Consider the following 22,389-nt stretch of genomic DNA (forward strand, 5'->3'; position numbering starts at 1 on the left):
CCCCTGACCGAAGAGCCACTCGGCCCCACCGGCTCGCGATCAGCGGAACCACTCGCGCTCGCCCGCCCCGCAACCGCGTCATCCTCGACCCTCGTATGATCAGAACCTCCCGCCCCGAAAGACGGGCAAGCGGAACCGGCAACCTCGATCGACGTACCGTCGCGACCCTCGACCTGCCCGATCGGCTCGAGATCCGCTGCTCCCCCCTCGTCCGACTCTCCCGCAGTAGAATCGCCCTCGCTCGCTGTACGCCCCTCCTCGGCAATCGGCTCATCCCCAACCCGATCCGAGCTGCCCCCGCCATCGCTGTCAACCGAGCACCTCACCACACCGGACTCGTTGCGCAGCACAGCCGATCCCGCAACAGTCGACGATCCCTCCTCACCTGCGGTTTCATCCGCTCCACTCTCGGTGAGCGCGCGTCCCTCGACACGACCACCCCGGCCTATCGCTACATTCTGCGGGCTCGACACTCCGGTTTCGGACAAATCCGCCGGGAAAATGTAGCCGGAGGCCGGTTCTCCGACCCGCTCAACCGCGTTCGAACCGCCAGTGCGGGAGTTCTCGCCACACTCGGAGTCCTTCGAGGGCAACGTCGACTCATCCGGGCCGCGATCACGTGACCGAGCCGCAGACGAAATATGCTCGTCCCCACCGTGATCCGGGTCGCCTATGCCATCGTCGCCAGCTGCGAATTCAGCTGCGCCGGGCTCGGTGGGCTCCACAGTCGATCCAAGGCCGGCCGACGCATCGCCTTCTTTCTCAGCGGCCCCGGACGGATCGGCGCCACCGCCGCGGCGCGATGAACCAACATCGGCCGCACGCTCATTCGAGCGACCACCGCCGACGCTCGATCCGGCTACCTCGGGATCACCGGTCTCGTCAGCGTTCTCCTCCGCGATTTCGTCGGCATCGGTCGACACGTCACCCGATACCGATTCCTCGACAGGCACGGGAGCACCACACTCGACCGCGGTGTATCGAGAGACCGCACCTGCTCCGGCAACGCGATTCGGCGCCCGGAGTACTCTGCTCGGCCGTGACGCAGTCGAATCTCCTTCGCGCACTGTATGACCAAGATGATCCGGCCCGGTAGTCGACTCATCCCCCGCGCGATCCGAGTCATCCCGGCCGTGATCGAGCGGCGCGGGGTCCTCTACGCCGGAATCGGTGGGTTCTGCACCCGATATCCGGGAGCCCGATGCGGACATCTCGCCGCACTCGACCGCGGTGTATCGAGAGACCTCCCCTGTCCTGGCAACGCGATTCGGCGCGCGCAGTGTTCTACTCGGTCGCGGTGCAATCGAATCTCCTTCGGGCGCTGTGCCACTCGGACGTTCCACCTCGGCGGACGGCTGATCGCTCATGTCATCCGCAGCATGGCCTTTCGAGTCATCGACAGGCGCGGACTGCGCGACATGGGAATCGGAGGGCTCCTCACCAAGCTCGACCGAGGCGTCCTGCGAGATCGCCGTTGTCTCGGCAGGGCCGTGTGTCCGCAATGTCTCGACCGGTCGGTTGGGTGACGAATCCGCATCACCGCCCGTTGCGCCCGAGGCCGAGTCGGCAGGTTCCAACCGATCGTGATGGGCCAGGCTCTCCCCGTTCGGCCGCGTATCATCCGCGGCCGCAGGCTCATTCGAGCCGATGCTCGATCCGTCGGTCTCGGAGTCGTCCGGGGCATCGGAAGCCCGGCCTCCTGCTACATTTTGTCGGCTCGAAAGTCCGGTTCCGGAGTTTTTCGCCGCAAGAATGTAGCGGGAGGCCGGTTCTCCCGAATCGGAAGACGCGGGGGCGGGCTCGGCGGAGTTCCCCTCCGCGATCTCATCGAGGTCGATCACCTCCGCATCCGACGTGGACTCCGGAACCGCCTGGGGTGCGGTGGATTCGGTGCGGGCGTGGCGAGGTGGGATGGCCAGGCGCAGGACGTCGGCTCGGGTTCCGGCGTAGCGGGCGGCTACGGCTGTGATCAGGTGGAGGATTTCGGGGGTGAGGACGCGCTCGGGGGAGACGACGCGCTCGAGGCGCATGAGTTTGCCGGTGTGGTCGGAAGTTTCGCGGCGTTCCAGGAGGTAGCCGTCGATCAGGCGGCCCGAGAAGCGCACACGAACACGAACACCGGGCTGGGCGGCGACGTCCAATTCGGGGGGAACCAAGTAGTCGAAGTCGCGGTCCAGGTGCGCGGGTTCCAGCATGGGCAGGACCCGGGCGATGGGCAGGTCCGGGGCAGCAGGTACGGACGCGGCAGCCGCCGGAACGCGAGAGGTTCCGGCGGCTGCGGCGCCTGCGGTGGTTTTGGCCAAGGACAGCCCGGCGTTACAGGCCGGCCGCGGCGCGCAGCTTGTCGGCTCGCATCAGGTACAGCCTCCCGCGACCGGTCGTCATCACAACCCGGCCGCGGCGCGCAGCTTGTCTGCGCGCATCAGGTACAGCCTCCCGCGCCCGGTCGTCATCACAACCCGGCCGCGGCGCGGAGCTTGTCTGCGCGGTCGGTGTGCTCCCAGGGCAGGTCCACGTCGGTGCGGCCGAAGTGGCCGTAGGCGGCGGTGGCGGCGTAGATCGGGCGCAGCAGGTCCAGGTCGCGGATGATCGCGCCGGGGCGCAGGTCGAAGACCTCGCTGATGGACTTGGAGATCACCTGCGGGTCGACCTTCTCGGTGCCGAAGGTCTCCACGAACAGGCCGACGGGGGCGGCCTTGCCGATGGCGTAGGCGACCTGCACCTCGACCCGCTCGGCCAGGTCGGCCGCGACGACGTTCTTGGCCACCCAGCGCATGGCGTACGCGGCCGAACGGTCCACCTTCGAGGGATCCTTGCCGGAGAACGCGCCGCCGCCGTGGCGAGCCATGCCGCCGTAGGTGTCGACGATGATCTTGCGGCCCGTCAGGCCCGCGTCGCCCATGGGGCCGCCGAGCACGAACTTGCCGGTCGGGTTCACCAGCAGGCGCACCTCGGAGACATCGAGCGGGGCGGGCAGATTCAGCTCGGCCAGCACCGAATCCACGACCTTCTCGCGAATATCGGGGGCCAGCAGGTTGTCCAGGTCGATATCGGCCGCATGCTGGGTCGAGATGACGACGGTATCCAGCCGCCTGGGCACCGCACCCTCGTACTCGATGGTGACCTGGGTCTTGCCGTCGGGACGCAGGTACGGCAGCACGCCGGACTTGCGCACCTCTGTCAGCCGCCGGGAGAGGCGATGCGCCAGCGCGATCGGCAGCGGCATCAGCTCCGGGGTCTCCTTGGTGGCGTAACCGAACATCAGGCCCTGGTCGCCCGCGCCCTGCCGCTCGATCTCGTCATCGGAGCCGCCGACACGCGCCTCGTGCGAATGATCGACACCCTGGGCGATATCCGGTGACTGGGCGCCGATCGCGATGTTGACACCGCAGGAGGCGCCGTCGAAACCCTTTGCCGAGGAGTCGTATCCGATCTCCAGCACCTTCTCCCGCACGATGGTCGGGATGTCGGCATAGGCTTCGGTGGTCACCTCGCCGGCGACGTGCACCTGCCCCGTGGTCACCAGAGTCTCGACCGCCACCCGGCTGCGCGGATCCTGCGCGAGCAGGGCGTCGAGAACGGAATCGCTGATAGCGTCGCAGATTTTGTCCGGATGGCCCTCGGTCACGGACTCACTGGTGAATAGGCGGCTGCCAGTCGTGCTCACAGTTTTCCCTCTCCCTCAACGGGTTTCTCGTCCGGACTGCGACAGCACCGCGGTGAATGGCCCTGTCCAGCCCATAGCCTTAGACCCTTTGCCTGAAGACTATTCCAAACCACCGACAAAGTGGCTCAACCAGCCACTACGCCTCCACAGGGCCCCGTTTCGGCGTTCGGTGAACTGTGCACGCGGTGCGCGAACGCATCGCGTGCCCTCCTTGCAGGATAGGCCGAATCTTTGTACCTATCAGCCCGGATCGCTCAGCGAAGGAGCGGTCCGAGCGCATCCAGCACCCGGCTGGCCAGCAGCGCCTTCGATCCGTGATCGAGGGCCTGCTCGGTGCCGTCGGCGCCGAGCAGCCAGCCGTCGTTGTGGTCGACCTCGAAGGCCCTGCCCTCGCCGACCGCGTTCACAATGAGCAGATCGCACCCCTTGCGCTTGAGCTTGGCTCGCGCATAGGTCAGTACGTCGCCGTTCTCGTCACCCGTCTCGGCGGCGAATCCGACGATCGCGGCGGCGCCGAGGCGACCGTCGCGACGAGCCTGCACCAAACCGGAGAGAATGTCGTCGGTTTTGATCAGCTCGATCGAATTCGGCTCGCCGGCGCCCTTTTTGATCTTCGCCGCGGCCACGTGCACTGGCCGGAAGTCCGCCACCGCCGCGGCCATGATCACCGCATCCGCACCCGCGGCGTGCTTGTCGACCGCCACCCGCATCTGCTCGGCCGTCGTCACCTGCACCAGATCGACCGCGGCGGGCGTATCGAGCCCGACGGTGTTCCCGGCGACCAGGGTGACGTGTGCGCCGCGCTGGGCGGCCAGCCGCGCCAACGCGTAACCCTGCTTGCCCGAACTGCGGTTGCCCAGGAAACGCACCGGGTCCAGCGGTTCGCGGGTGCCGCCCGCCGACACCACGACGCGGCGGCCCTCCAGGTCGCGCGGGATGGCGTCGGCGCGCTCGAGCAACAGCGAGGCCAGCGCGAAGATCTCCTCGGCCTCGGGCAGCCGCCCGGGACCGGTGTCCGCGCCGGTGAGCCGCCCCGAGGCGGGTTCGGCGACGATCGCGCCGTGCGAGCGCAGCGTGCGCACGTTGGCGACGGTGGCCGGATGCAACCACATCTCGGTATGCATGGCCGGGGCGAACAGCACCGGACATCGCGCGGTGAGCAGCGTGGCCGTCAGCAGATCGTCGGCGCGGCCCATCGCGGCGCGCGCCATCAGGTCGGCCGTCGCCGGGGCGATCACCACGAGGTCGGCCTCCTGGCCGAGGCGCACGTGCGGCACCTCCGGCACGTCGGCGAACACGCCGGTATTCACCGGATTGCCGGAGAGGGCCTCGAAGGTGGCCTTGCCGACGAACTGCAACGCCGACTCGGTGGGTATCACCCGGACGTCGTGCCCGGTCTCGGTGAACTTGCGTACGAGCGAGCAGGCCTTATAGGCGGCGATCCCGCCGCCTACGCCGACAACGATCCGCATCTGGCTGTGCCTCTCCCGGTGCGCTCTTGAAATCCGGCGGCGAGTTACTCGCCCTCGGTGTGCTCGAGCAGGTCGGAGTGGATCTCCCGCATCGCCACCGACAGCGGCTTCTCCTGCAGGCCCGGCTCGACCAGGGGACCCACGTACTCGAGGATGCCGTCGCCGAGCTGGTTGTAGTAGTCGTTGATCTGACGCGCCCGCTTGGCCGCGTAGATGACCAGCGCGTACTTGGACGAGGTGCGCTCGAGCAGCTCGTCGATCGGCGGGTTGGTCAGGCCGACCGGAGTGTCGTACGCGGGCGCGGCGGTCGTCTTGGTGTCGCTCACTAGTGAGGCTCCCTGCGGGTCTATGGGTGTATACAGCTGGTTCACAAAGGTGACGGGACCGTCCGGCCTGAAGGCACGTACTTGGCATGCCCGACGGCGAGCACGCGTCCTATCCGAGTTTTGTGCTAACGAACAACGATACCAACTGCTCACAGGCCGCAGTCACCTCGTCGTTCACGATCACTGTGTCGAACTCGTCACATGCCGCGAGTTCGGTCCTGGCGGTCAGCAGCCGACGCTCGATCACCTCGGGCGATTCGGTGCCGCGCAGGGTCAGCCGGGCAACCAGTTCCTCCCAGCTCGGCGGCGCCAGGAATACCAGCAGCGCCTCGGGCATGGTCCGGCGGATCGAGCGAGCCCCCTCCAGATCCACTTCCACGAGTACCGGCTTACCGGCGGCCAGCGCCGCCCGCACCGGAACGGCCGGGGTACCCGACCGCTGCAGGCCGCCGTGGATATCGGCCCATTCCAGCAATTCCCCCTGTTCGATCATGGTGTCGAACTCGGCCCTGGTGACGAATCGGTAGTCCCGTCCGTCGACCTCCCCGGGCCGCGGGGCCCGGGTGGTGGCCGACACACTGAATACCAATTCCGGCAGCCGCTCGCGGACACAGCGGACCACAGTGGACTTGCCGACGGCCGAGGGGCCGACCAGTACTACCAGCCGACCCGTCTTCGTGTGTTCGACCACCCCAGGACTCACCCTGCTCAGGCCTGGAAGTCGAACTTCGCCAGCAGCGCCTTGCGCTGACGGTCGCCCAGACCGCGCAGGCGGCGAGTCGGCGCGATCTCGAGCTCGGTCATGATCTCGGCCGCCTTGACCTTGCCAACCTTCGGCAGGGCCTCCAGCAGCGCCGAAACCTTCATCTTGCCCAAGACCTCGTCGGTCTCGGCGTCCTTCAGGACGGTCTTCAGGTCGGTGCCGCCACGCTTCAGGCGCTCCTTGAGCTCTGCCCGAGCGCGGCGAGCGGCAGCCGCCTTCTCCAAAGCAGCGGCGCGCTGCTCGTCAGTCAGCTGGGGAAGGGCCACGGTTCCTCCGTCTCATCGTTCATTGCATGATCTACCCCCGGTAACCCGGTGGTCTCAGCGACCGTACCCACGCCGCCTGCCGATTGCGAACCCACCCCCCAGGTCAGCGGCGGATTCGGGCAGTGTGCCGATGGTCCGGGCCACGCCTCGGGGGGCTCGGCACGCGGGCCTCGCATCGTCCTGGCGAAACTGCGAACAGCCTTGTGGCCTGGGGTTTTTCGGTATCGAGGGTGGTCTTTCGCGAACCGGGTGAGGGGGTCGGACAACATGTAACCGAGCCGTTATCGCGCGACCAGGAATTTTCTGCGATTCCTCCGCGTGTCGCGCATTTTTACACTGCGTGTCGCGCATCACTCGAGCCATTTCGTGATCAGAAACAGGGCCGGACTCACGATGCGACAGCCCCACGGTGAGCGCCCGATAGGCCGGGAAACCGCCTGAAAGGCTTCCTGACGCCGAAAAACACAGAGATGTAGTTCCTGGGCCGAAGCACACTCCCGAGGCCGCAGCGGGGCGAAACCGAAAACAGACCGGTCGCCCCGCTATCGTCAGACCTGGAGAAACGCGAATTCGTCGGCGAGCTGGGTCACCCTGGTACGCAGGGCCGCCACCGAGGGCCCCTGGCCGAGTACCTCGCGCGAGACGTTGGGCACCACCGCGCCCAGACCGGACGCGGGGACCAGCGCGCGGATCGACTCCGCTCCCCCGCCCTGCGCGCCGACGCCGGGCATCAGGATGGGACCGTTGAGCAGGGACAGATCGGGGGCCTCGGTGAGTGTGGCACCCACGACGACGCCGACCGAACCGAATTCCGCGCCGCCGGCCGAGGTGTTCAGGGCGGCCGCCGCGTCGACCATGGTCTGGGCGATCGTGCGGCCGTCCGCGCCGACGGTCCGTTGCAGCTGTTCCGCCTCCGGATTCGAGGTGGCCGCCAGCACGAACACGCCCCGATGATTCGCCGCCGCCAGCTCCAGCGCCGGTGCCAGCGATCCGAATCCCAGATACGGCGAGACCGTCACCGCGTCGCTGGCCAGCGGGCCGTCGGCCAGCCAGGCACGCGCGTAGGCGACCATGGTCGAGCCGATATCGCCGCGCTTGGCGTCCGCCAGCACCAGCGTGCCCGCCTCGCGCAGCGCGCCGATGGTGTCCTCCAGCACCATGACGCCGCCGGCGCCGTATGCCTCGAAGAACGCCACCTGCGGCTTGACCAGCGCCACTCGGCCCGCGAACGCGTCCACGCAGACGTCGGCGAAGCCCTTGAGGCCCTCGACGTCGTCGGACAGGCCCCAGGCGTGCAGCAGCTCCGGATGCGGGTCGATACCCACGCACAGCGGGCCGTGGCGACCCATCGCGTCGCGCAGGCGCACGCCGAACGGCTTCACCAGCTCACCGGCCCATTCACCGCGAATCCGCGCCTGCTGCCGCGGGCTCGCGCTCCGGCTCCTGTTCCGCGGCCAGTTCCCGCTGCGCCGCCGCCAACTCCTGGTCGATCGCGGCCAATTCCCGCTCGAACAGCTCCTGGTCCGACACCGCCTGATCCGGCTCGCGCGCCGCCCGGCTGCGGTCGATCGGCGGGTTGGTGCGGAAACCGACGGTGCTGTAACCGCCGACGTTACGCATTACCCGGATGTCGCCGCCCGGTACCACCACCTCACCCAGGCCGTTCGCCCGCCGACGCGGCGTACCCGGCCGAGTCCCCGCACCAAAGCGCATGGCTCCCACCGTCTTGCTTCCTCTCCTCGAGCTAACCGCGCAGCACGGCGTGCAGTTCCTGTAGGGACCGCACACCGATACCACCGGTGATCGTTGCCTCGATGCCCTGCACGGCCGCGGCCGCGCCTTGCACCGTCGTGATGCACGGAATATTGGCGCCCACCGCGGCGGTGCGGATTTCATAGCCGTCGACGCGGGGTCCAGAATTACCGTACGGGGTGTTGAACACGATATCGATCTCGCCGTCCTTGATCTGGTCCACGATCGAGGGTCCGGCCGTTTCCGGCGTGGCTTCGGCGAGCGCGTCCGGGGCTGTCCGGCCCGGCCGCTCGACCGCGCCGCGCACCTCCTGCGCGAGCCCGGGCACCGTATGCTTGCGCACCCGCTCGCAAGGAATTCCATTGCGCCGCAACATCTCCGCGGTGCCGTCGGTGGCCAGGATGCGGAATCCCAAGTCGTGCAGGCGCTTGACCGGGAACACCATGGCCCGCTTGTCGCGGTTGGCGATCGACACGAACGCCGTGCCCGCGGTGGGCAGCGAACCGTAGGCCGCGCTCTGCGATTTGGCGAACGCGGTGCCGAAATCGGCGTCGATGCCCATGACTTCGCCGGTGGACTTCATCTCCGGCGACAGCAGCGAATCGATGCCGCTGCCGTCCGGTCGGCGGAAGCGATGGAACGGCAGCACAGCCTCCTTCACCGCGACCGGGGCGTCGATCGGCGCGTAGCCGCCGTCGCCCTCGGCCGGGAGCAGGCCCTCCTTGCGCAGCCCGGCGATGGTGGCGCCCAACGCGATTCGCGCGGCGGCCTTGGCCAGCGGCACCGCTGTGGCCTTGGACACGAACGGAACCGTGCGGCTGGCACGCGGATTGGCCTCGAGCACGTACAGCACGTCGTCCTTGAGCGCGTACTGCACGTTCAGCAGGCCGCGCACGCCGATACCGTGCGCCAGGGCCACGGTGGACCGGCGCACGGCCTCGATATCGCTACGGCCCAGGGTGATCGGCGGCAGCGCGCAGGCGGAGTCACCGGAGTGGATGCCGGCCTCCTCGATATGCTCCATGACCCCGCCGAGGTAGACCTCCTCGCCGTCGCACAGGGCGTCGACGTCGATCTCGATGGCGTCCTCGAGGAAACGGTCGACCAGCACCGGATGGTCCGGGGTGATCTCGGTGGCGCGGGAGATGTAGTTCTCCAGGGACTTCTCGTCGTAGACGATCTCCATGCCGCGCCCGCCCAGCACGTACGACGGGCGCACCAGCACCGGATAGCCGATGTTCGTCGCGATCTTCCTGGCCTGCGCGAAGGTGGTGGCCGTGCCGTACTTCGGGGCCGGAAGTCCCGCCGCGGTCAGCACATCGCCGAATTCGCCGCGATCCTCGGCCAGGTCGATGGCGGCGGCGGAGGTGCCGACGACGGGCACGCCCGCATCGGTCAGCCGCTGCGCCAGGCTCAGCGGGGTCTGCCCGCCCAACTGGCAGATGACGCCCGCGACCGAGCCCGATTCGGTCTCCGCGTGGTACACCTCGAGCACGTCCTCGAAGGTGAGCGGCTCGAAGTACAGGCGATCGGCGGTGTCGTAGTCGGTGGACACGGTCTCCGGATTGCAGTTGACCATGATGGTCTCGTATCCGGCAGCCGAAAGCGTCTGCGCCGCATGCACACACGAGTAGTCGAATTCGATGCCCTGGCCGATGCGGTTCGGGCCCGAACCCAGGATGATGACCTTCTCGCGCTCCTTCTGCGGCGCCACTTCGGATTCCGCGGCCGGATCCAGTTCGTAGGCCGAGTAGTGGTACGGAGTCTTGGCCTCGAATTCGGCGGCGCAGGTGTCGACGGTCTTGTACACCGGGCGGATGTTCAGCCGGTGGCGCAGCTCACGCACGCCCCCCTCGCCCGCGAGTTCCGGTCGCAGAGCGGCGATCTGGCGATCCGAGAGGCCGTAGTGCTTGGCGTTGCGCAGCAGCGACTCGTCCAGCACGGGCGCGTCGATGATCTCCTGACGCAGTTCGACCAGGCCCGCGACCTCGGCCACGAACCACGGGTCGATGCCCGAGGCCTTGGCGGTCTCCTCGATGCTCGCGCCCAGGCGCAGCGCCCGCTCGACCTGGTAGATGCGGCCCTCGGTGGGAACCTTCAGATCGTCGAGAATCTTTGCGACGGCCGCGGCGATCGCTTGCGGGTCGCCGTCGTCAGCAGGGCTCCATTCTCCGTCGTTCTGGGTCCAGAAGCCGGCGGCCTTGGTCTCCAGCGAGCGCAGCACCTTGCCGAGGGCCTCGGCGAAGTTACGGCCCAGCGACATCGCCTCGCCGACCGACTTCATGGTCGTGGTGAGCGTCGGGTCCGCACCGGGGAACTTCTCGAACGCGAAACGCGGGGCCTTGACGACGACGTAGTCGAGCGTGGGCTCGAAACAGGCCGGGGTCTCCTTGGTGATGTCGTTGACGATCTCGTCCAGCGTGTAGCCGATGGCGAGCTTCGCGGCGATCTTGGCGATCGGGAAACCCGTTGCCTTGGAAGCCAACGCGGACGAGCGCGAGACGCGCGGGTTCATCTCGATGACGATCAGGCGGCCGTCGGCCGGATCCACCGCGAACTGGATGTTGCAGCCGCCGGTGTCCACGCCGACCTCGCGCAGGATGGCGATGCCCAGGTCGCGCATCTTCTGGTACTCGCGGTCGGTCAGCGTCATGGCCGGGGCGACGGTCATCGAGTCGCCGGTGTGCACGCCCATCGGGTCCACGTTCTCGATCGAGCAGACGATCACCACGTTGTCGCGGCGGTCGCGCATCAGCTCGAGCTCGAATTCCTTCCAGCCCAGGATGGACTCTTCGATGAGCACGTTGGCGGTCGGCGAGGCGGCCAGTCCCCCACCGGCGATGCGGTCCAGGTCCTCGTCGTTGTACGCCATGCCCGAGCCGAGCCCGCCCATCGTGAACGAGGGGCGCACGACCACCGGGAAGCCCAGTTCCGCAACGGTTTCCCGGACCTCGTCCATGGTGAAGCAGACATTGGAGCGCGCGGACTCGCCGCCGACCTTCGCGACGATGTCCTTGAACTTCTGCCGGTCCTCACCGCGCTGGATGGCATCGAAATCCGCGCCGATCATCTCGACGTCATACTTGGCCAGCACGCCGCTTTCGTGCAACGCCACGGCCGTATTCAGCGCGGTCTGCCCGCCCAGGGTCGCCAGGATCGCGTCCGGGCGTTCCTTGGCGATGACCTTTTCGACGAATTCGGGGGTGATCGGTTCCACGTAGGTGGCATCGGCGAATTCCGGATCGGTCATGATCGTGGCCGGGTTCGAATTCACCAGGGACACACGCAGTCCCTCCGAGCGCAGCACCCGGCAGGCCTGGGTCCCGGAATAGTCGAACTCGCACGCCTGGCCGATCACGATCGGGCCCGAGCCGATCACCAGGATGTGCTTCAGATCCTCGCGGCGGGGCATCAGGCTCCTTCCATGAGACCGGCGAAACGGTCGAAGAGATATGCGGCGTCGTGCGGTCCGGCGGCGGCCTCCGGGTGGTACTGCACCGAGAAGGCGCGACCGTCCACCAGCTGCACGCCCTCGACCGTTCCGTCGTTGGCGCAGGTATGGGATACCTCGGCGGTGCCGAAGGGGGTGTCGAAGCGCTGTCCGGCCTCGCCCTCGAGCGCGAACCCGTGGTTCTGCGCGGTGATCGAGACACGGCCGGTGTTCTGGTCGATGACCGGGATGTTGATGCCGCGGTGGCCGAACTTCATCTTGTAGGTGCGTAAACCCAGTGCGCGGCCCAGGATCTGGTTGCCGAAGCAGATGCCGAACAGCGGAAGCCCCTGTCCCAGAATGCCCTTCGTCAGCTCGACGGCGTCGTCCTGGGTGGCCGGGTCGCCGGGGCCGTTGGACAGGAAGACCCCGTCCGGGTTCAGCGCGGTGATCTGGTCGAGGGTGACGCCGGAGGGCACCACGTGCACCCGCATGCCGCGCGCGGCGAACATGCGCGGAGTGTTGGTCTTGATGCCCAGATCGACCGCTACGACGGTGAATCGGGGCTCGCCGGCGGGCTCGATGGTGTAGAGCGCGTCGGTGCTGACCTCCTCGGCCAGATCCGCGCCGAGCATCGAGGGCTGGCCGTTGACCCGGCCCAGCAGCTCGTCGATCGAGGCGTCGGCGGCCTCGCCGCTGAAGATCCCGGCCTTCATCGAACCGCGAGTGCGCAAGTGGCGCACCAGCGCTCGGGTGTCGATGCCCGCGATACCGACCACATCCTGGCGGACCAGCTCGTCCTGCAGGGTGGTGGTGGCGCGCCAGTTCGAGGCCTGGCGGGCGGGGTCGCGCACCGCGTATCCGGCCACCCAGATGCGCTGGGACTCGTCGTCCTCGTCGTTCCAGCCGGTGTTGCCGATCTGCGGGGCGGTGGCCACGACGATCTGCCGGTGGTAACTCGGATCGGTCAGCGTCTCCTGGTATCCGGTCATCGCGGTGCAGAACACCGCCTCGCCCAGGGTCTGTCCCTCGGCGCCGAACGGCGAACCGCGGAACACCCGGCCGTCCTCTAGCACCATCATCGCGGTTGTCACGTCGTCTCTTCTCCCGTCTTCGCCGCTACGACCCCGGCGACCCACGCCGGATACACCGTCTTGTCGTCACCCCGGAAACCGGTGTCCACCTCGGTCCCGGTCGGCAGCTTCCAGCGAATGACCAGCACACCGTCCTGCGTCATGACCTTGCCCGCGTGCCCGCGCTCGGTGCGCACCACGGTGACGGACTCGTTCGGAATCCAGATCTCCGTGGCGCCACTGCGTTCGAGCAGAATGCCGCGCTCGAAGCGGGTCAGCTCGGCGGCGGCGCGGAAACCCAAGTCTCCCACGTGAACCCGGTTCTGCCAGCTGGGCGCCACGGTGGTGCCGGTGTACAGGCCCGTGGTGGGTTCGAGCAGCTGTGCGCCCTTGTCCTCGGGTACCGGCGGCAGTTCGCCGATCGCCTCGGCCTGGCGGCGCGCCTTGCCCGTCCATGCCCGGTACATGCCCCACACGCACAGGCAGAACAACAGAGCCAGCAGCACGACCTGCAGTGTTCGTTCCATCAGATCGCTCCTCCGACAGTTTTGCCGTCGCGGACGGTGATCTTTCCGCGCAGGAACGTCGCCGTCACCCGCGCGGGCAGATCCATCGCCTCGAACGGCGTGTTCTTCGAGATGCTCGCGAGTTCGCTCGCGCGCACGGTCCAGGTGGCGTCCGGGTCGATCAGGACCACGTTCGCCGGTTCGCCGACCGCGAGGGGGCGACCCTGGTCGTCCAGGCCCGCGATCCGCGCGGGATTCTCGCTCATCACCCGGGCCACGCCGCGCCAGTCCAGCAGACCCGGCTCGACCATGGTCCGCGCGATCACCGACAGCGCGGTCTCCAGGCCGAGCATGCCGGGGCGGGCGGCGGCGAATTCGCAGCACTTGTCCTGTTCGGCGTGCGGTGCGTGATCGGTTGCCACACAGTCGATCACACCGTCAGCCAGGGCCCGGCGCAGCGCGTCGGCGTCGGATGCCTCGCGCAGCGGGGGGTTCACCTTGTTCACCGCGTCGTAAGTCTCCAGGCGCGAATCGTCCAGCAGCAGATGATGCGGGGTGACCTCGGCGGTGATCGAAATGCCCTGGCCCTTGGCGAATTTCAGCAGTTCCACGGTCCCGGCGGTGGAGGCGTGGCAGATGTGCACGCGGGCTCCGGCGTCACGGGCCAGCAGGGCGTCGCGGGCCACGATGGACTCCTCGGCCGCGCGCGGCCAGCCGGCCAGGCCCAGCCGCGCGGCGTTCGGACCCTCGTGCGCCACGGCGTCCTTGGTGAGCCGCGGCTCCTCGGCGTGCTGGGCGATGAGCACGCCCAGCGAGTTCGCGTACTCGAGCGCCCGGCGCATGATCAGCGGATCGTGCACGCAGTGGCCGTCGTCGGAGAACATCCGCACCCCGGCCACGCCCGCGGCCATGGTGCCCATCTCGGCGAGTTGCTTACCCTCGAGGCCCACGGTGACCGCGCCGACCGGATGCACGTCGACCAGGCCGATCTCCTGACCGCGCCGCCACACATGATCGGTGACCACGACCGAATCGGCGACCGGGGTGGTGTTGGCCATCGCGAACACCGCGGTGTAACCACCCAGAGCAGCTGCCGCGGAACCTGTTTCGATGGTCTCTGTATCCTCGCGGCCGGGTTCGCGCAGATGCGTGTGCAGATCCACGAAGCCGGGCAGCAGGATCTGGCCCGCGCCGTCCACGATCTCGACGGCATCGGGGTCCGGTACATCCAGACCTGTTCCGATATCGCGGATCTCGCCCTCCCCCAGCAGCACGTCCACGGGTTCGCCCGCGCCGTACAGCCGGACGTTCCGAATCAGGACGTCGTTCACTGTGCTCCCTTTCCAGCGGCCGAATCCCAGCGTCGATCCCTCGGCATTCCGGGCCGCGCGGTCGGGTCGACGGCTCGGCATGCTGTCGGCTGGTGTCTCGGGCCTTGAATTCCGGCCGACTGCGCACACCTACGCGCCGGCAAGCTGAACTGTGGATCCAGCCACATACGCGCGTCGATGACGGCGTGCGGGCGCAAGGATGAGCTCGGCGGCCGGCTGTGCGCGCTCATGCCGGATCCCCCGTCCCGACCAGCAGCCGGAACAGCACCGCCATGCGCATGTGCACGCCGTTGGTGACCTGTTGCAGCACAGCCGCTTTCGACGAATCCGCGACCCGCGGCGCGATCTCCATGCCGCGCAGCATCGGACCGGGATGCAGGACCACCGCATGCTCGTCCAACAGCGCCATCCGGCGTTCGTTGAGGCCGTAGTGGATCGAGTACTCACGCGCCGAGGGGAAGAATCCGCCGTTCATCCGCTCCGCCTGCACCCGCAGCATCATCACCGCGTCCGCGCCCGGCAGTTCGGCGTCCAGCGCGTGCGAGACCCGCACCGGCCACTGCTCCACGCCCACCGGCAGCAGCGTGCCCGGGGCGACCAGGACCACCTCCGCGCCGAGGATGCTCAGCAGCAACGCATTCGAGCGCGCGACGCGGCTGTGCAGGATGTCACCGACGATCACCACCCGCTTGCCCTCGAGCGAGCCGAGACGCTGACGCAGTGTCAGCGCGTCCAGCAGGGCCTGCGTGGGATGCTCGTGCGTACCGTCGCCCGCGTTGATCACCGCCGGGCCTGGCCCGGCGAATCCGCTTGCGCCGTTGTCCATTTCACCGAACCAGCGGGCGATCTGATGGGCCGCGCCCGAGGCCGGGTGCCGCACGATCAACGCGTCCGCGCCCGCGGCGTGCAAGGTGAGCGCGGTGTCGCGCAGCGACTCCCCCTTGGACACCGAGGAACTCGACGCGCTGACGTTGATCACATCGGCGCTCATCCACTTCCCGGCCACCTCGAACGACACCCGGGTGCGGGTGGAATTCTCGAAGAACACCGTCATCACGGTGCGCCCGCGCAGGGTCGGCAGCTTGCGCACCTCGCGGCCGAGCAGGGCCTGCTCGAAACGCTCCGCGTCGTCCAGCAGGTCGGTGGCGGCGCCGCGATCCAGATCGGCGACCGACAGCAGGTGCTTCACTCGGAAGCCTCCTGATGCAGGTAAACGCCGTCTCGGCCGTCGTGCTCTGTCATCAGCACCGAAATGTCCTCGCTCCGGGAGGTGGGCACGTTCTTGCCGACGTAGTCGGCGCGGATCGGCAGCTCGCGATGCCCGCGGTCGATCAGCACCGCCAGCTGCACCGCGCGGGGGCGTCCCAGATCGCGCAGGCCGTCCAGGGCCGCGCGCACGCTGCGTCCGGAGAACAGCACGTCGTCGACCAGTACCACCAGCGCATCCTCGATCCCGCCCTCGGGCACCGAGGTGCGTTCCAGCGGGCGGTGCGGGCGGCTGCGCAGATCGTCGCGATACAGCGTGATGTCCAGGGAGCCGACGGCCGGGCGTACCCCGGCGAACTCCTCGATCCGCGCGGCCAGCCGGTCGGCCAGGGTGGTCCCGCGGGTGGGGATACCGATCAGCACGACCCGCGGCAGCCCGGGATCGGTGGCATCCAGCGCGGTCTTCTCGATGATCTGATGCGCCATCCGCGCGACGGTTCGACTCACGTCCTGGGCGGAGAGCAGCTCACGCCCGGCGGCGATCCAGTCCGGGTCGTGCCGCTGCGAATATTCGGCAGCACTCGACTTAGCCGAGCCCTCTTCGGGCACAGCCATGCCGACCTCCTTCCCCGCCTCACAGGACGGTCCGTTAAAGGATGTCTTTCGGGTGCAGAGCCTAGCAAAGGGCCGATCGGAAGTTCACACCGCACCCCCCGGGCAATCGATCCGACGGCGTCGATCGATGCGAGATCCCCGAACGCGACGATGCCCGGATCTCGGGGCAGTAAGCAGCCGGTCCCGACATCCGAGCCACCATCCCCGAGCGGCCCACGACCTTGTGCCGGTCTCCACTCGATTCCGGACGGTCGCAGGGCGCTCGTCCGCTGCCGGTGCGGTGTCCCCTCGGTCCGTTCCGGGGGTACTCGGGATCATGTGGCACACGTCACGAATACCCGGCAAATCTCGGGTTACAACATTGGACCGATCGGTTCAACAGTTACACGATGTTCGCCCCGGAGCACGGGCGCCCGCCGCCTCAGCCGCCGGATGTGACGCAACGATCGTTCATACGCCGTATAAGTCAGGTGGAACATGTGTCATGCTCGGGTGGTGAGTGAAGCGAACGATCAGCACGACGAGGTGCGCGCGGCGGCCCCGGACGCGGCCCTCGACGATGCCGATTTCACCGAACCACGTCCGGTGAGATTCCGCGGCCAGGGCGGTATCACCCTCGCCGGGGAGTTCTGGGGTCCCGAGGACGGCGCGCTCGCGGTATTCCTGCACGGCGGCGGCCAGACCAGGCACTCCTGGAAGGATTCCGGGGCCGCACTGGCGAAGGTCGGCATGCGGGCGCTGTTGCTGGACGCGCGCGGACACGGCGAGAGCGACTGGGCGCCCGACGGGGATTACGGCCGCGAGGCGATGTCCGCCGATCTGCTCGGCATCCTGGCCGAACTGGGCCGGTCCGCGGTCGTCGTCGGCGCCAGCATGGGCGGGCTCACGTCCCTGTACGCCACCTGTCGTCCCGGCGGCGAGCGCATCGCCGGACTGGTCATGGTCGATGTGGTGCCGCGCCCGGAGGAAAAGGGCGTGGCGCGGGTCCTGAATTTCCTGAGTGGACACCAGGACGGCTTCGCCTCGCTCGAGGCGGCCGCCGACGCGGTGGCGGAATATCTGCCGCACCGCACCCGCCCGCACAACCCCGACGGACTGCGCCGCAACCTGCGACTGCGCGAGGACGGGCGCTGGTACTGGCACTGGGATCCGGCGATGATGGCCGGGGACATCACCGAAGAGGACTTCGAAAACCAAACCGTCGCAATGGAACAGGCCGCGCGCGAGCTGACCGTTCCGGTGCTGCTGGTGCGCGGGCGACTGTCGGACGTGGTGAGCCGGCAGGGCGTAGAGGACTTCCGCGCGTTGGTTCCGCATATGGAATACGTCGAGATCCAGGGCGCCGCGCACACCGCGGCCAGCGATGTGAACGACGCCTTCTCCGACGCGGTGGTGGATTTCGTCCGCGCTCACCTGGGCGACCAGCCCGGCTGACTCAGGTTTCCAGATTCAGCAGCACTTTGCGCAGATCGTCGTTGATCCGGCGCTGAGTCGCCGCAGACAGCACGGACAGCAGCCGACACTCGGTGTCGGTCTTCACCGCGAACACCTCCATCGCGCGCTTCTCGCCCGCCGGGGTCAGGGCGACCAGGACCGAACGACGATCGGCCGGATCGAAATCCCTTGTAACCCAGCCCTTTTCTTCCAACTGCCGGACCCGGTTGGTGACCGCGCCGGTGGTGAGCTGCAATTGGGTCACCAGCTGTCCGGCGCTGAGCCGGTGGCCGGGCTCGGCGCGGATCAGGCAGGCCAGCAGCTCCAGTTCCCATAGCTCGACGCCATGCGGGGCGAGTTCGCGTTTGATGTCGGTCTCCAGCCGATGCGCCAAGCGGCGCAGGCGGTAGGCCAGCGCCTTGGCCTGCAACGCCCGGTCGTCGCCGTCCTCGACGGCGACGACCATCATGCCGTCCACGTAGTCGTGGCGCTCGGGCGAGGATGCCATGATGTCAGGGTACCAACGAACGTTCATATTCTTCACGTTCACTCGATCGGCCCGATATCACTGCCGGGCCCAGTCCCACCGCACCGACCGGACTCGGTGCCGTGTAACCGAATCCAGCGCCGCGCCGACGCGGCCGCCATGGTCGGCGCGTCCCCGGCCAGCCGCATGACCCACGCCTGTACCGGCGGTATCACCAGCCCTGCGGCCGCACCGATCGCGCACACCGTGATCAGCGCGGTGATCTCGTTGTGGTGCGCAGCATTGGCGCGATGTAGGAGTAGGTGGCGAACGTAACGCGATCGGCATCACAGGCCTCGCACGGTCACGAATCGCTCGTCGGGCTCGGTCCAGGCGCCGATCGACTCGACGAGTCCGGTGTCGGTGTCGGTAGCGTGTGCCACGTACCCGTCCGGCCGGATCAGCGCGGCGCGCACGGCCTCCCAGCCGATGGGACGATGCGCGGCGAGGACCTCGACCCGGTCGGAGCCGACGTCCGGACGATCACCGGCGAAGTCCAGCAACAGGAATCGGTCCGGGCGCAGCGCGCGCAGCAGGGTGCCTCCGGTGACCTGCGAGTCCGGCGCGCGCGTACCCACCAGCGGATGGTCGTCGTCGGTGCGGGAATAGCCCACCGCCAGGCCCGACATCCAGCCGGCCAGCTGGGTGGCGACCTCGCCGCCACGGGCGATGAATCCGGTGAACATCTCGCGTAGCGCCGCCCCGGCCGGGGTGAAGGTGTGCATCAGGGCGTCCTGGGAGAGGGTGTCGGCCAGCAGGCGCGCGGCGATCGGGCGGCGTTCGCTGTCGTAACCGCAGTGGCCCTCGCGCAACCGATCCGGCGCCCAGCCGTGCACCTCCGCGGCCAGTTTCCAGGCCAGGTTGGCGGCGTCCTGCAGGCCGACGTTCAGTCCTTGACCGCCGGCGGGCAGGTGCACATGCGCGGCGTCGCCGACCAGCATGATCCGGCCGTCACGATAGCGCTCGGCATGCCGGCTGCTGTTGCTGCTGCGCGACAGCCACACCGGGCTGTGCACCCCGAAATCGGCGCCGCAGATCCGGTTCAGCGCCGCCCTCAGCTCCGCGAGGGTGAACGGCTCGGCCTGCCGCAGGCGCGCCCGGTCGGCGCTCAGCCCGGCATCGGTCGCTTCGGTTCCGAAGATCCGGAAGATGTTCTCCCCCAGCGGGACAACGGCCGCATGGCCGGCCTCCGCCTGCCAGAAGTACCGAGTGGCGTGCACCGGTTCGGTCAGCCGCACGTCGCCCGCGAAACCGACCACGTTCGGAGAGTTGCCGACGAAACCGATCCCGGCGCACTTGCGCACCCCACTGTGCGCCCCGTCCGCGCCGACCAGATACCGGGCCGCGCGCCATGATCCATCCACACGGACCCGGACCTCGTCCGCCGACTGCTCGACCTCGCTCACCTCGGCGCCGCCGTGCACCGGAACCCCACGGGCGCGCAGATATTCGGCGAGCACCTGTTCGGTCCGCCACTGCGGGAGCATGAGCACGAACGGGAACGGCGTGTCCAGGTCGCGGTAGTCGAGCCGGTCCGGCAACATCGCGAAATGCGCGTGCGGGAGCCGATTACCCTGCTCCACAAGGATATCGCTGACCCGGCGGCCGTCGAGTTCCAGCATCGTGAGCACCTCGAGGGTGCGCGGATGCATGGTGGTCCCGCGAGACTCCTGTCCGGGCCGAGTCTTTCGCTCGTACACCTCCACGCGCACCCCGGCCGCGTCCAACAGCGCCGCCGTCATCATCCCCACCGGGCCACCGCCGGCAACGATCACGTCCACAGTCATCTTCCGACTCCTCGCGTCGGTTAAATTAGATGAACGTTAATATAATGAACGTTGCTCGGATTGCCAAGGGACGAAGCACACGGTCGACCGGAAAACGTTATGCGGCAGAGTAACCAGCGAAGAGGTTGCCGCGATCGGCTGTTCCACCCTCCCGCGAGCGGTCCCCGAGGCGCATGCGATCGGCCACCTCGATCCAGCATCTTCGCGCAGCGGCCGCACCCCCCGTAGCGCTCGACACCAAGAGTTCACCGATTCAGTTGTGCGGCAGGGCATTGAACCTTGCCGCACAACCACAACCGGACAATCAGCCCAGCGCGCCGAGCGCCGCGACGATGTCGGCAACCTCGGTCCGGGCCGTGTAGTCGGGCTGCACGTCGACGAACCGCACAGTGCGCTGCCGATCGACGATCAGCACCGTCGGCATCGGCAAATGGACAGAGCCCTCGACGTTGACCTTGGCGAGGTCGAGACCGAGCGTGCGCTGGGCGTCCAGCACATCGTCGGCCTGCCGGAAGGCGATGCCGAGCCGCTGCGCGAGCCCACTGCCCGGATCGGACAGCACCGTGAATTCGAGCTCGGCCTTCTGCGCGGTCGAGAGCGACTCGTCCGGGGATTGCGGGCTGATCGCCACCAGCCGCGCGCCGAACGCGCCGAGCCGCGGCAGCAGTTCGGTCTGGTAGGTACGCAGCGCCACATTGCAGTACGGGCACCAGCCGCCCCGGTAGAACACGATCACCGCGGGTCCGTCGGCGACCAGATCGTCGAGGCTCACCGACGCACCGGTGGCGTCCTCGAGGGTGAAGTTGTCCACCGTATCCCCGGCCGCGATGGCCGCAGCGGGGATCCCCTCATCGATGAATCCCTGGACGCTGCGATCGAACACCGCGCGCACGTCCGCCGGAAGATTTTCGGCCGCAGCGGCTTTGAGCTGATCGGACTGCTCACGGATGGTGGCGGACATCGAGACCTCCTGAATGATCACGCATGAATTTTCGATTGGACTACGTAGTCCAATGAACGTAGGCGGGCCTCGACTGGACTGTCAAGTCCATTCTGGTGAATACTCGATGCCATGGGAACAGTGCCGACGACCGAGAAGGGGCGGCAGACGCGGCGGCGCATCGTGGATGCCGCACTCCAGGTGGTGGCCGAGCAGGGCGCGGCCGGAGCCAGCCTGGACGAGGTGGGCGCCCGCGCACCCGCCTCGCGCAGCCAGCTGTATCACTACTTCGACGACAAGAACGATCTGCTCCGGGCGGTGGCCGAGGCCACCAACGACGTGGTACTCGACGGCCAGCAGCCGCTGTTCGACGACCTCGGCACCTGGGCGGGGCTCGTGCGCTGGACCGACACCATCGTCGCGCTCCAGTGGGCACGGCACGGCGAGGGCGGCTGCCCGATCGCCAACCTCCTCGGCCAACTCGGCGAGCGCGACGACCCGATCCGCGAGGTGCTGGCCTCCGGTTTCGACCGGTGGGAGGAACAGATCCGGGCGGGCCTGGCCGCCATGGTGAGCTCCGGGGAGCTGCGACCGGACACCGACGTCGCGTGGCTGGCGACCTCGACCCTGGCCAGCCTTCAGGGCGGACTCGTGCTCACCCAGGCCCGTAGAGATCCTCTTGCGGTGCGGCAGGCCCTCGATGGCGCACTCGCCCTGGTATCGCATTACCGTTGCGGCGACCATCCCGCAGGAGGCCGTCCATAACCACACAGCACCGATCCAGCAAATTCCGGGAGATACCGGGCAGGCGTGCTGCGGACGGCGGTACCGTTGGCGGCGGAAACCGGGGGGCACACCCTCCGACAACCGAATACTCGGCACCATGGAGGCCGCATTGACCCATAGAATCCGTCACACGGTATGTCTGGGCGCAGCCCTTCTCACGCTGGGTTGCGGCGTCGCGCAGGCTCAGCCCAGCATCGACACGGCGACGGTAGGGCAACTAGCGGTGAAAAGCACCGCGATGCCGGACGGCTCGACCGTCGGCCCCGCCCAACTGTTCCAGGTCTGCGGCGGCCGCGACCAGTCACCGGATCTTCAGTGGCAAGGCGCCCCTCCGGGCACCCGCGGCTACGCGATCGTCATGTCCGACCCCGACGCCCCCGGCGGAACCGTCTGGCACTGGGTCGCCTACGACATCGCACCCACCACCACCGCCCTCCCCCAGGGATTGGCCCGCCATTCCCCGCTGGCCAAGCAAGCCATCGGCGTCACCACGGTCGGCTACACCGGCC

The 22,389-nt window shown here is 68.2% G+C and carries 20 protein-coding genes and 1 pseudogene; 3 read left to right on the forward strand and 18 right to left on the reverse strand.

The features are described 5' to 3' along the window. The 15 genes and pseudogenes from JZ791_RS45615 to pyrR all read right to left on the reverse strand — a co-directional run. Window positions 1-953 (reverse strand): hypothetical protein (locus JZ791_RS45615; RefSeq protein ID WP_254206966.1); only part of this gene is annotated, 953 nt, incomplete at its 3' end. Between the two features lie 891 nt (window positions 954-1,844). Continuing rightward, window positions 1,845-2,195, reverse strand: a pseudogene (locus JZ791_RS45620) (primosomal protein N' family DNA-binding protein); the annotation flags it as partial. A gap of 257 nt (window positions 2,196-2,452) precedes the next feature. Beyond that, window positions 2,453-3,667 carry a methionine adenosyltransferase gene (metK, locus tag JZ791_RS37060; RefSeq protein WP_216901501.1) on the reverse strand — a complete coding sequence of 405 codons (1,215 nt, stop codon included), beginning with the start codon at window positions 3,665-3,667 and terminating at the stop codon, window positions 2,453-2,455. Window positions 3,668-3,921: 254 nt separating this feature from the next. After that, a complete protein-coding gene (coaBC, locus tag JZ791_RS37065; protein WP_498049412.1) occupies window positions 3,922-5,172 on the reverse strand; it encodes a bifunctional phosphopantothenoylcysteine decarboxylase/phosphopantothenate--cysteine ligase CoaBC in 1,251 nt (416 codons plus the stop codon). A gap of 11 nt (window positions 5,173-5,183) precedes the next feature. After that, window positions 5,184-5,465, reverse strand: a complete 282-nt coding sequence (gene rpoZ, locus JZ791_RS37070) for a DNA-directed RNA polymerase subunit omega (RefSeq protein WP_216901505.1) — start codon at window positions 5,463-5,465, stop codon at window positions 5,184-5,186. Window positions 5,466-5,574: 109 nt separating this feature from the next. Continuing rightward, the gene (gene gmk / locus JZ791_RS37075; protein WP_216901507.1) at window positions 5,575-6,156 is read right to left on the reverse strand and encodes a guanylate kinase; all 582 of its coding nucleotides are present in this window, start codon (window positions 6,154-6,156) and stop codon (window positions 5,575-5,577) included. A 17-nt stretch (window positions 6,157-6,173) separates the two neighbouring features. After that, window positions 6,174-6,494 carry an integration host factor, actinobacterial type gene (mihF, locus tag JZ791_RS37080; RefSeq protein ID WP_216901509.1) on the reverse strand — a complete coding sequence of 107 codons (321 nt, stop codon included), beginning with the start codon at window positions 6,492-6,494 and terminating at the stop codon, window positions 6,174-6,176. Between the two features lie 548 nt (window positions 6,495-7,042). Next, window positions 7,043-7,876, reverse strand: a complete 834-nt coding sequence (gene pyrF / locus JZ791_RS37085; protein WP_216901511.1) for an orotidine-5'-phosphate decarboxylase — start codon at window positions 7,874-7,876, stop codon at window positions 7,043-7,045. 16 nt (window positions 7,877-7,892) lie between these two features. Beyond that, a complete protein-coding gene (locus JZ791_RS37090; protein WP_216901513.1) occupies window positions 7,893-8,207 on the reverse strand; it encodes a hypothetical protein in 315 nt (104 codons plus the stop codon). Between the two features lie 31 nt (window positions 8,208-8,238). Then, on the reverse strand, window positions 8,239-11,658 hold the full coding sequence (carB, locus tag JZ791_RS37095) for a carbamoyl-phosphate synthase large subunit (protein WP_216901517.1): 3,420 nt from the start codon (window positions 11,656-11,658) through the stop codon (window positions 8,239-8,241). After that, window positions 11,658-12,758 (reverse strand): glutamine-hydrolyzing carbamoyl-phosphate synthase small subunit, encoded by a 1,101-nt coding sequence (gene carA / locus JZ791_RS37100; RefSeq protein ID WP_216901532.1) that lies wholly within the window; start codon window positions 12,756-12,758, stop codon window positions 11,658-11,660. Before carA ends, carB begins: the two co-directional genes overlap by 1 nt. Before the next feature lie 8 nt (window positions 12,759-12,766). After that, a complete protein-coding gene (locus JZ791_RS37105) occupies window positions 12,767-13,276 on the reverse strand; it encodes a PH-like domain-containing protein (RefSeq protein ID WP_216901519.1) in 510 nt (169 codons plus the stop codon). Further along, window positions 13,276-14,586 (reverse strand): dihydroorotase, encoded by a 1,311-nt coding sequence (locus JZ791_RS37110; protein ID WP_308163330.1) that lies wholly within the window; start codon window positions 14,584-14,586, stop codon window positions 13,276-13,278. The genes JZ791_RS37105 and JZ791_RS37110 overlap by 1 nt, the downstream gene beginning before the upstream one ends. Before the next feature lie 226 nt (window positions 14,587-14,812). Then, entirely contained in the window at window positions 14,813-15,775 is a 963-nt protein-coding gene (locus JZ791_RS37115) for an aspartate carbamoyltransferase catalytic subunit (protein WP_216901521.1), read from the reverse strand. Then, entirely contained in the window at window positions 15,772-16,407 is a 636-nt protein-coding gene (pyrR, locus tag JZ791_RS37120; RefSeq protein ID WP_216901522.1) for a bifunctional pyr operon transcriptional regulator/uracil phosphoribosyltransferase PyrR, read from the reverse strand. Before pyrR ends, JZ791_RS37115 begins: the two co-directional genes overlap by 4 nt. Before the next feature lie 525 nt (window positions 16,408-16,932). On the opposite strand from pyrR, the gene JZ791_RS37125 reads away from it, so the two are divergent. Then, window positions 16,933-17,841 (forward strand): alpha/beta fold hydrolase, encoded by a 909-nt coding sequence (locus JZ791_RS37125; RefSeq protein WP_308163331.1) that lies wholly within the window; start codon window positions 16,933-16,935, stop codon window positions 17,839-17,841. A 1-nt stretch (window position 17,842) separates the two neighbouring features. On the opposite strand, the gene JZ791_RS37130 is transcribed toward JZ791_RS37125, so the two are convergent. The 3 genes from JZ791_RS37130 to JZ791_RS37140 all read right to left on the reverse strand — a co-directional run bounded on the left by JZ791_RS37130 (window position 17,843) and on the right by JZ791_RS37140 (window position 21,115). Further along, window positions 17,843-18,349, reverse strand: coding sequence for a MarR family winged helix-turn-helix transcriptional regulator (locus tag JZ791_RS37130; RefSeq protein WP_216901524.1), 507 nt, complete (start codon window positions 18,347-18,349; stop codon window positions 17,843-17,845). 305 nt (window positions 18,350-18,654) lie between these two features. Then, window positions 18,655-20,154 carry an FAD-dependent monooxygenase gene (locus tag JZ791_RS37135; protein WP_216901525.1) on the reverse strand — a complete coding sequence of 500 codons (1,500 nt, stop codon included), beginning with the start codon at window positions 20,152-20,154 and terminating at the stop codon, window positions 18,655-18,657. 304 nt (window positions 20,155-20,458) lie between these two features. After that, window positions 20,459-21,115: a peroxiredoxin-like family protein gene (locus JZ791_RS37140; RefSeq protein WP_216901526.1), complete on the reverse strand. Its 657-nt coding sequence runs from the start codon at window positions 21,113-21,115 to the stop codon at window positions 20,459-20,461. 111 nt (window positions 21,116-21,226) lie between these two features. Here JZ791_RS37140 and JZ791_RS37145 point away from each other — a divergent pair, with 111 nt between their 5' ends. Next, on the forward strand, window positions 21,227-21,859 hold the full coding sequence (locus tag JZ791_RS37145; RefSeq protein WP_216901528.1) for a TetR/AcrR family transcriptional regulator: 633 nt from the start codon (window positions 21,227-21,229) through the stop codon (window positions 21,857-21,859). Window positions 21,860-21,989: 130 nt separating this feature from the next. Then, the coding region (locus tag JZ791_RS37150; RefSeq protein WP_254206958.1) for a YbhB/YbcL family Raf kinase inhibitor-like protein at window positions 21,990-22,389 on the forward strand (400 nt) is incomplete at its 3' end.

This window comes from Nocardia alni (genome assembly GCF_019038435.1).
GTDB lineage: Bacteria > Actinomycetota > Actinomycetes > Mycobacteriales > Mycobacteriaceae > Nocardia > Nocardia alni.

Excerpts from the sequence above, each read along its gene's own strand:
- JZ791_RS37090 (WP_216901513.1), bottom strand. The coding sequence starts at position 8,207 with ATGCGCTTTGGTGCGGGGACTCGGCCGGGTACGCCGCGTCGGCGGGCG.
- JZ791_RS37105 (WP_216901519.1), bottom strand. The coding sequence starts at position 13,276 with ATGGAACGAACACTGCAGGTCGTGCTGCTGGCTCTGTTGTTCTGCCTG.
- JZ791_RS37140 (WP_216901526.1), bottom strand. The coding sequence starts at position 21,115 with ATGTCCGCCACCATCCGTGAGCAGTCCGATCAGCTCAAAGCCGCTGCG.
- JZ791_RS37135 (WP_216901525.1), bottom strand. The coding sequence starts at position 20,154 with ATGACTGTGGACGTGATCGTTGCCGGCGGTGGCCCGGTGGGGATGATG.
- JZ791_RS37145 (WP_216901528.1), top strand. The coding sequence starts at position 21,227 with ATGGGAACAGTGCCGACGACCGAGAAGGGGCGGCAGACGCGGCGGCGC.
- JZ791_RS37130 (WP_216901524.1), bottom strand. The coding sequence starts at position 18,349 with ATGGCATCCTCGCCCGAGCGCCACGACTACGTGGACGGCATGATGGTC.
- carB (WP_216901517.1), bottom strand. The coding sequence starts at position 11,658 with ATGCCCCGCCGCGAGGATCTGAAGCACATCCTGGTGATCGGCTCGGGC.
- carA (WP_216901532.1), bottom strand. The coding sequence starts at position 12,758 with ATGATGGTGCTAGAGGACGGCCGGGTGTTCCGCGGTTCGCCGTTCGGC.
- pyrR (WP_216901522.1), bottom strand. The coding sequence starts at position 16,407 with ATGGCTGTGCCCGAAGAGGGCTCGGCTAAGTCGAGTGCTGCCGAATAT.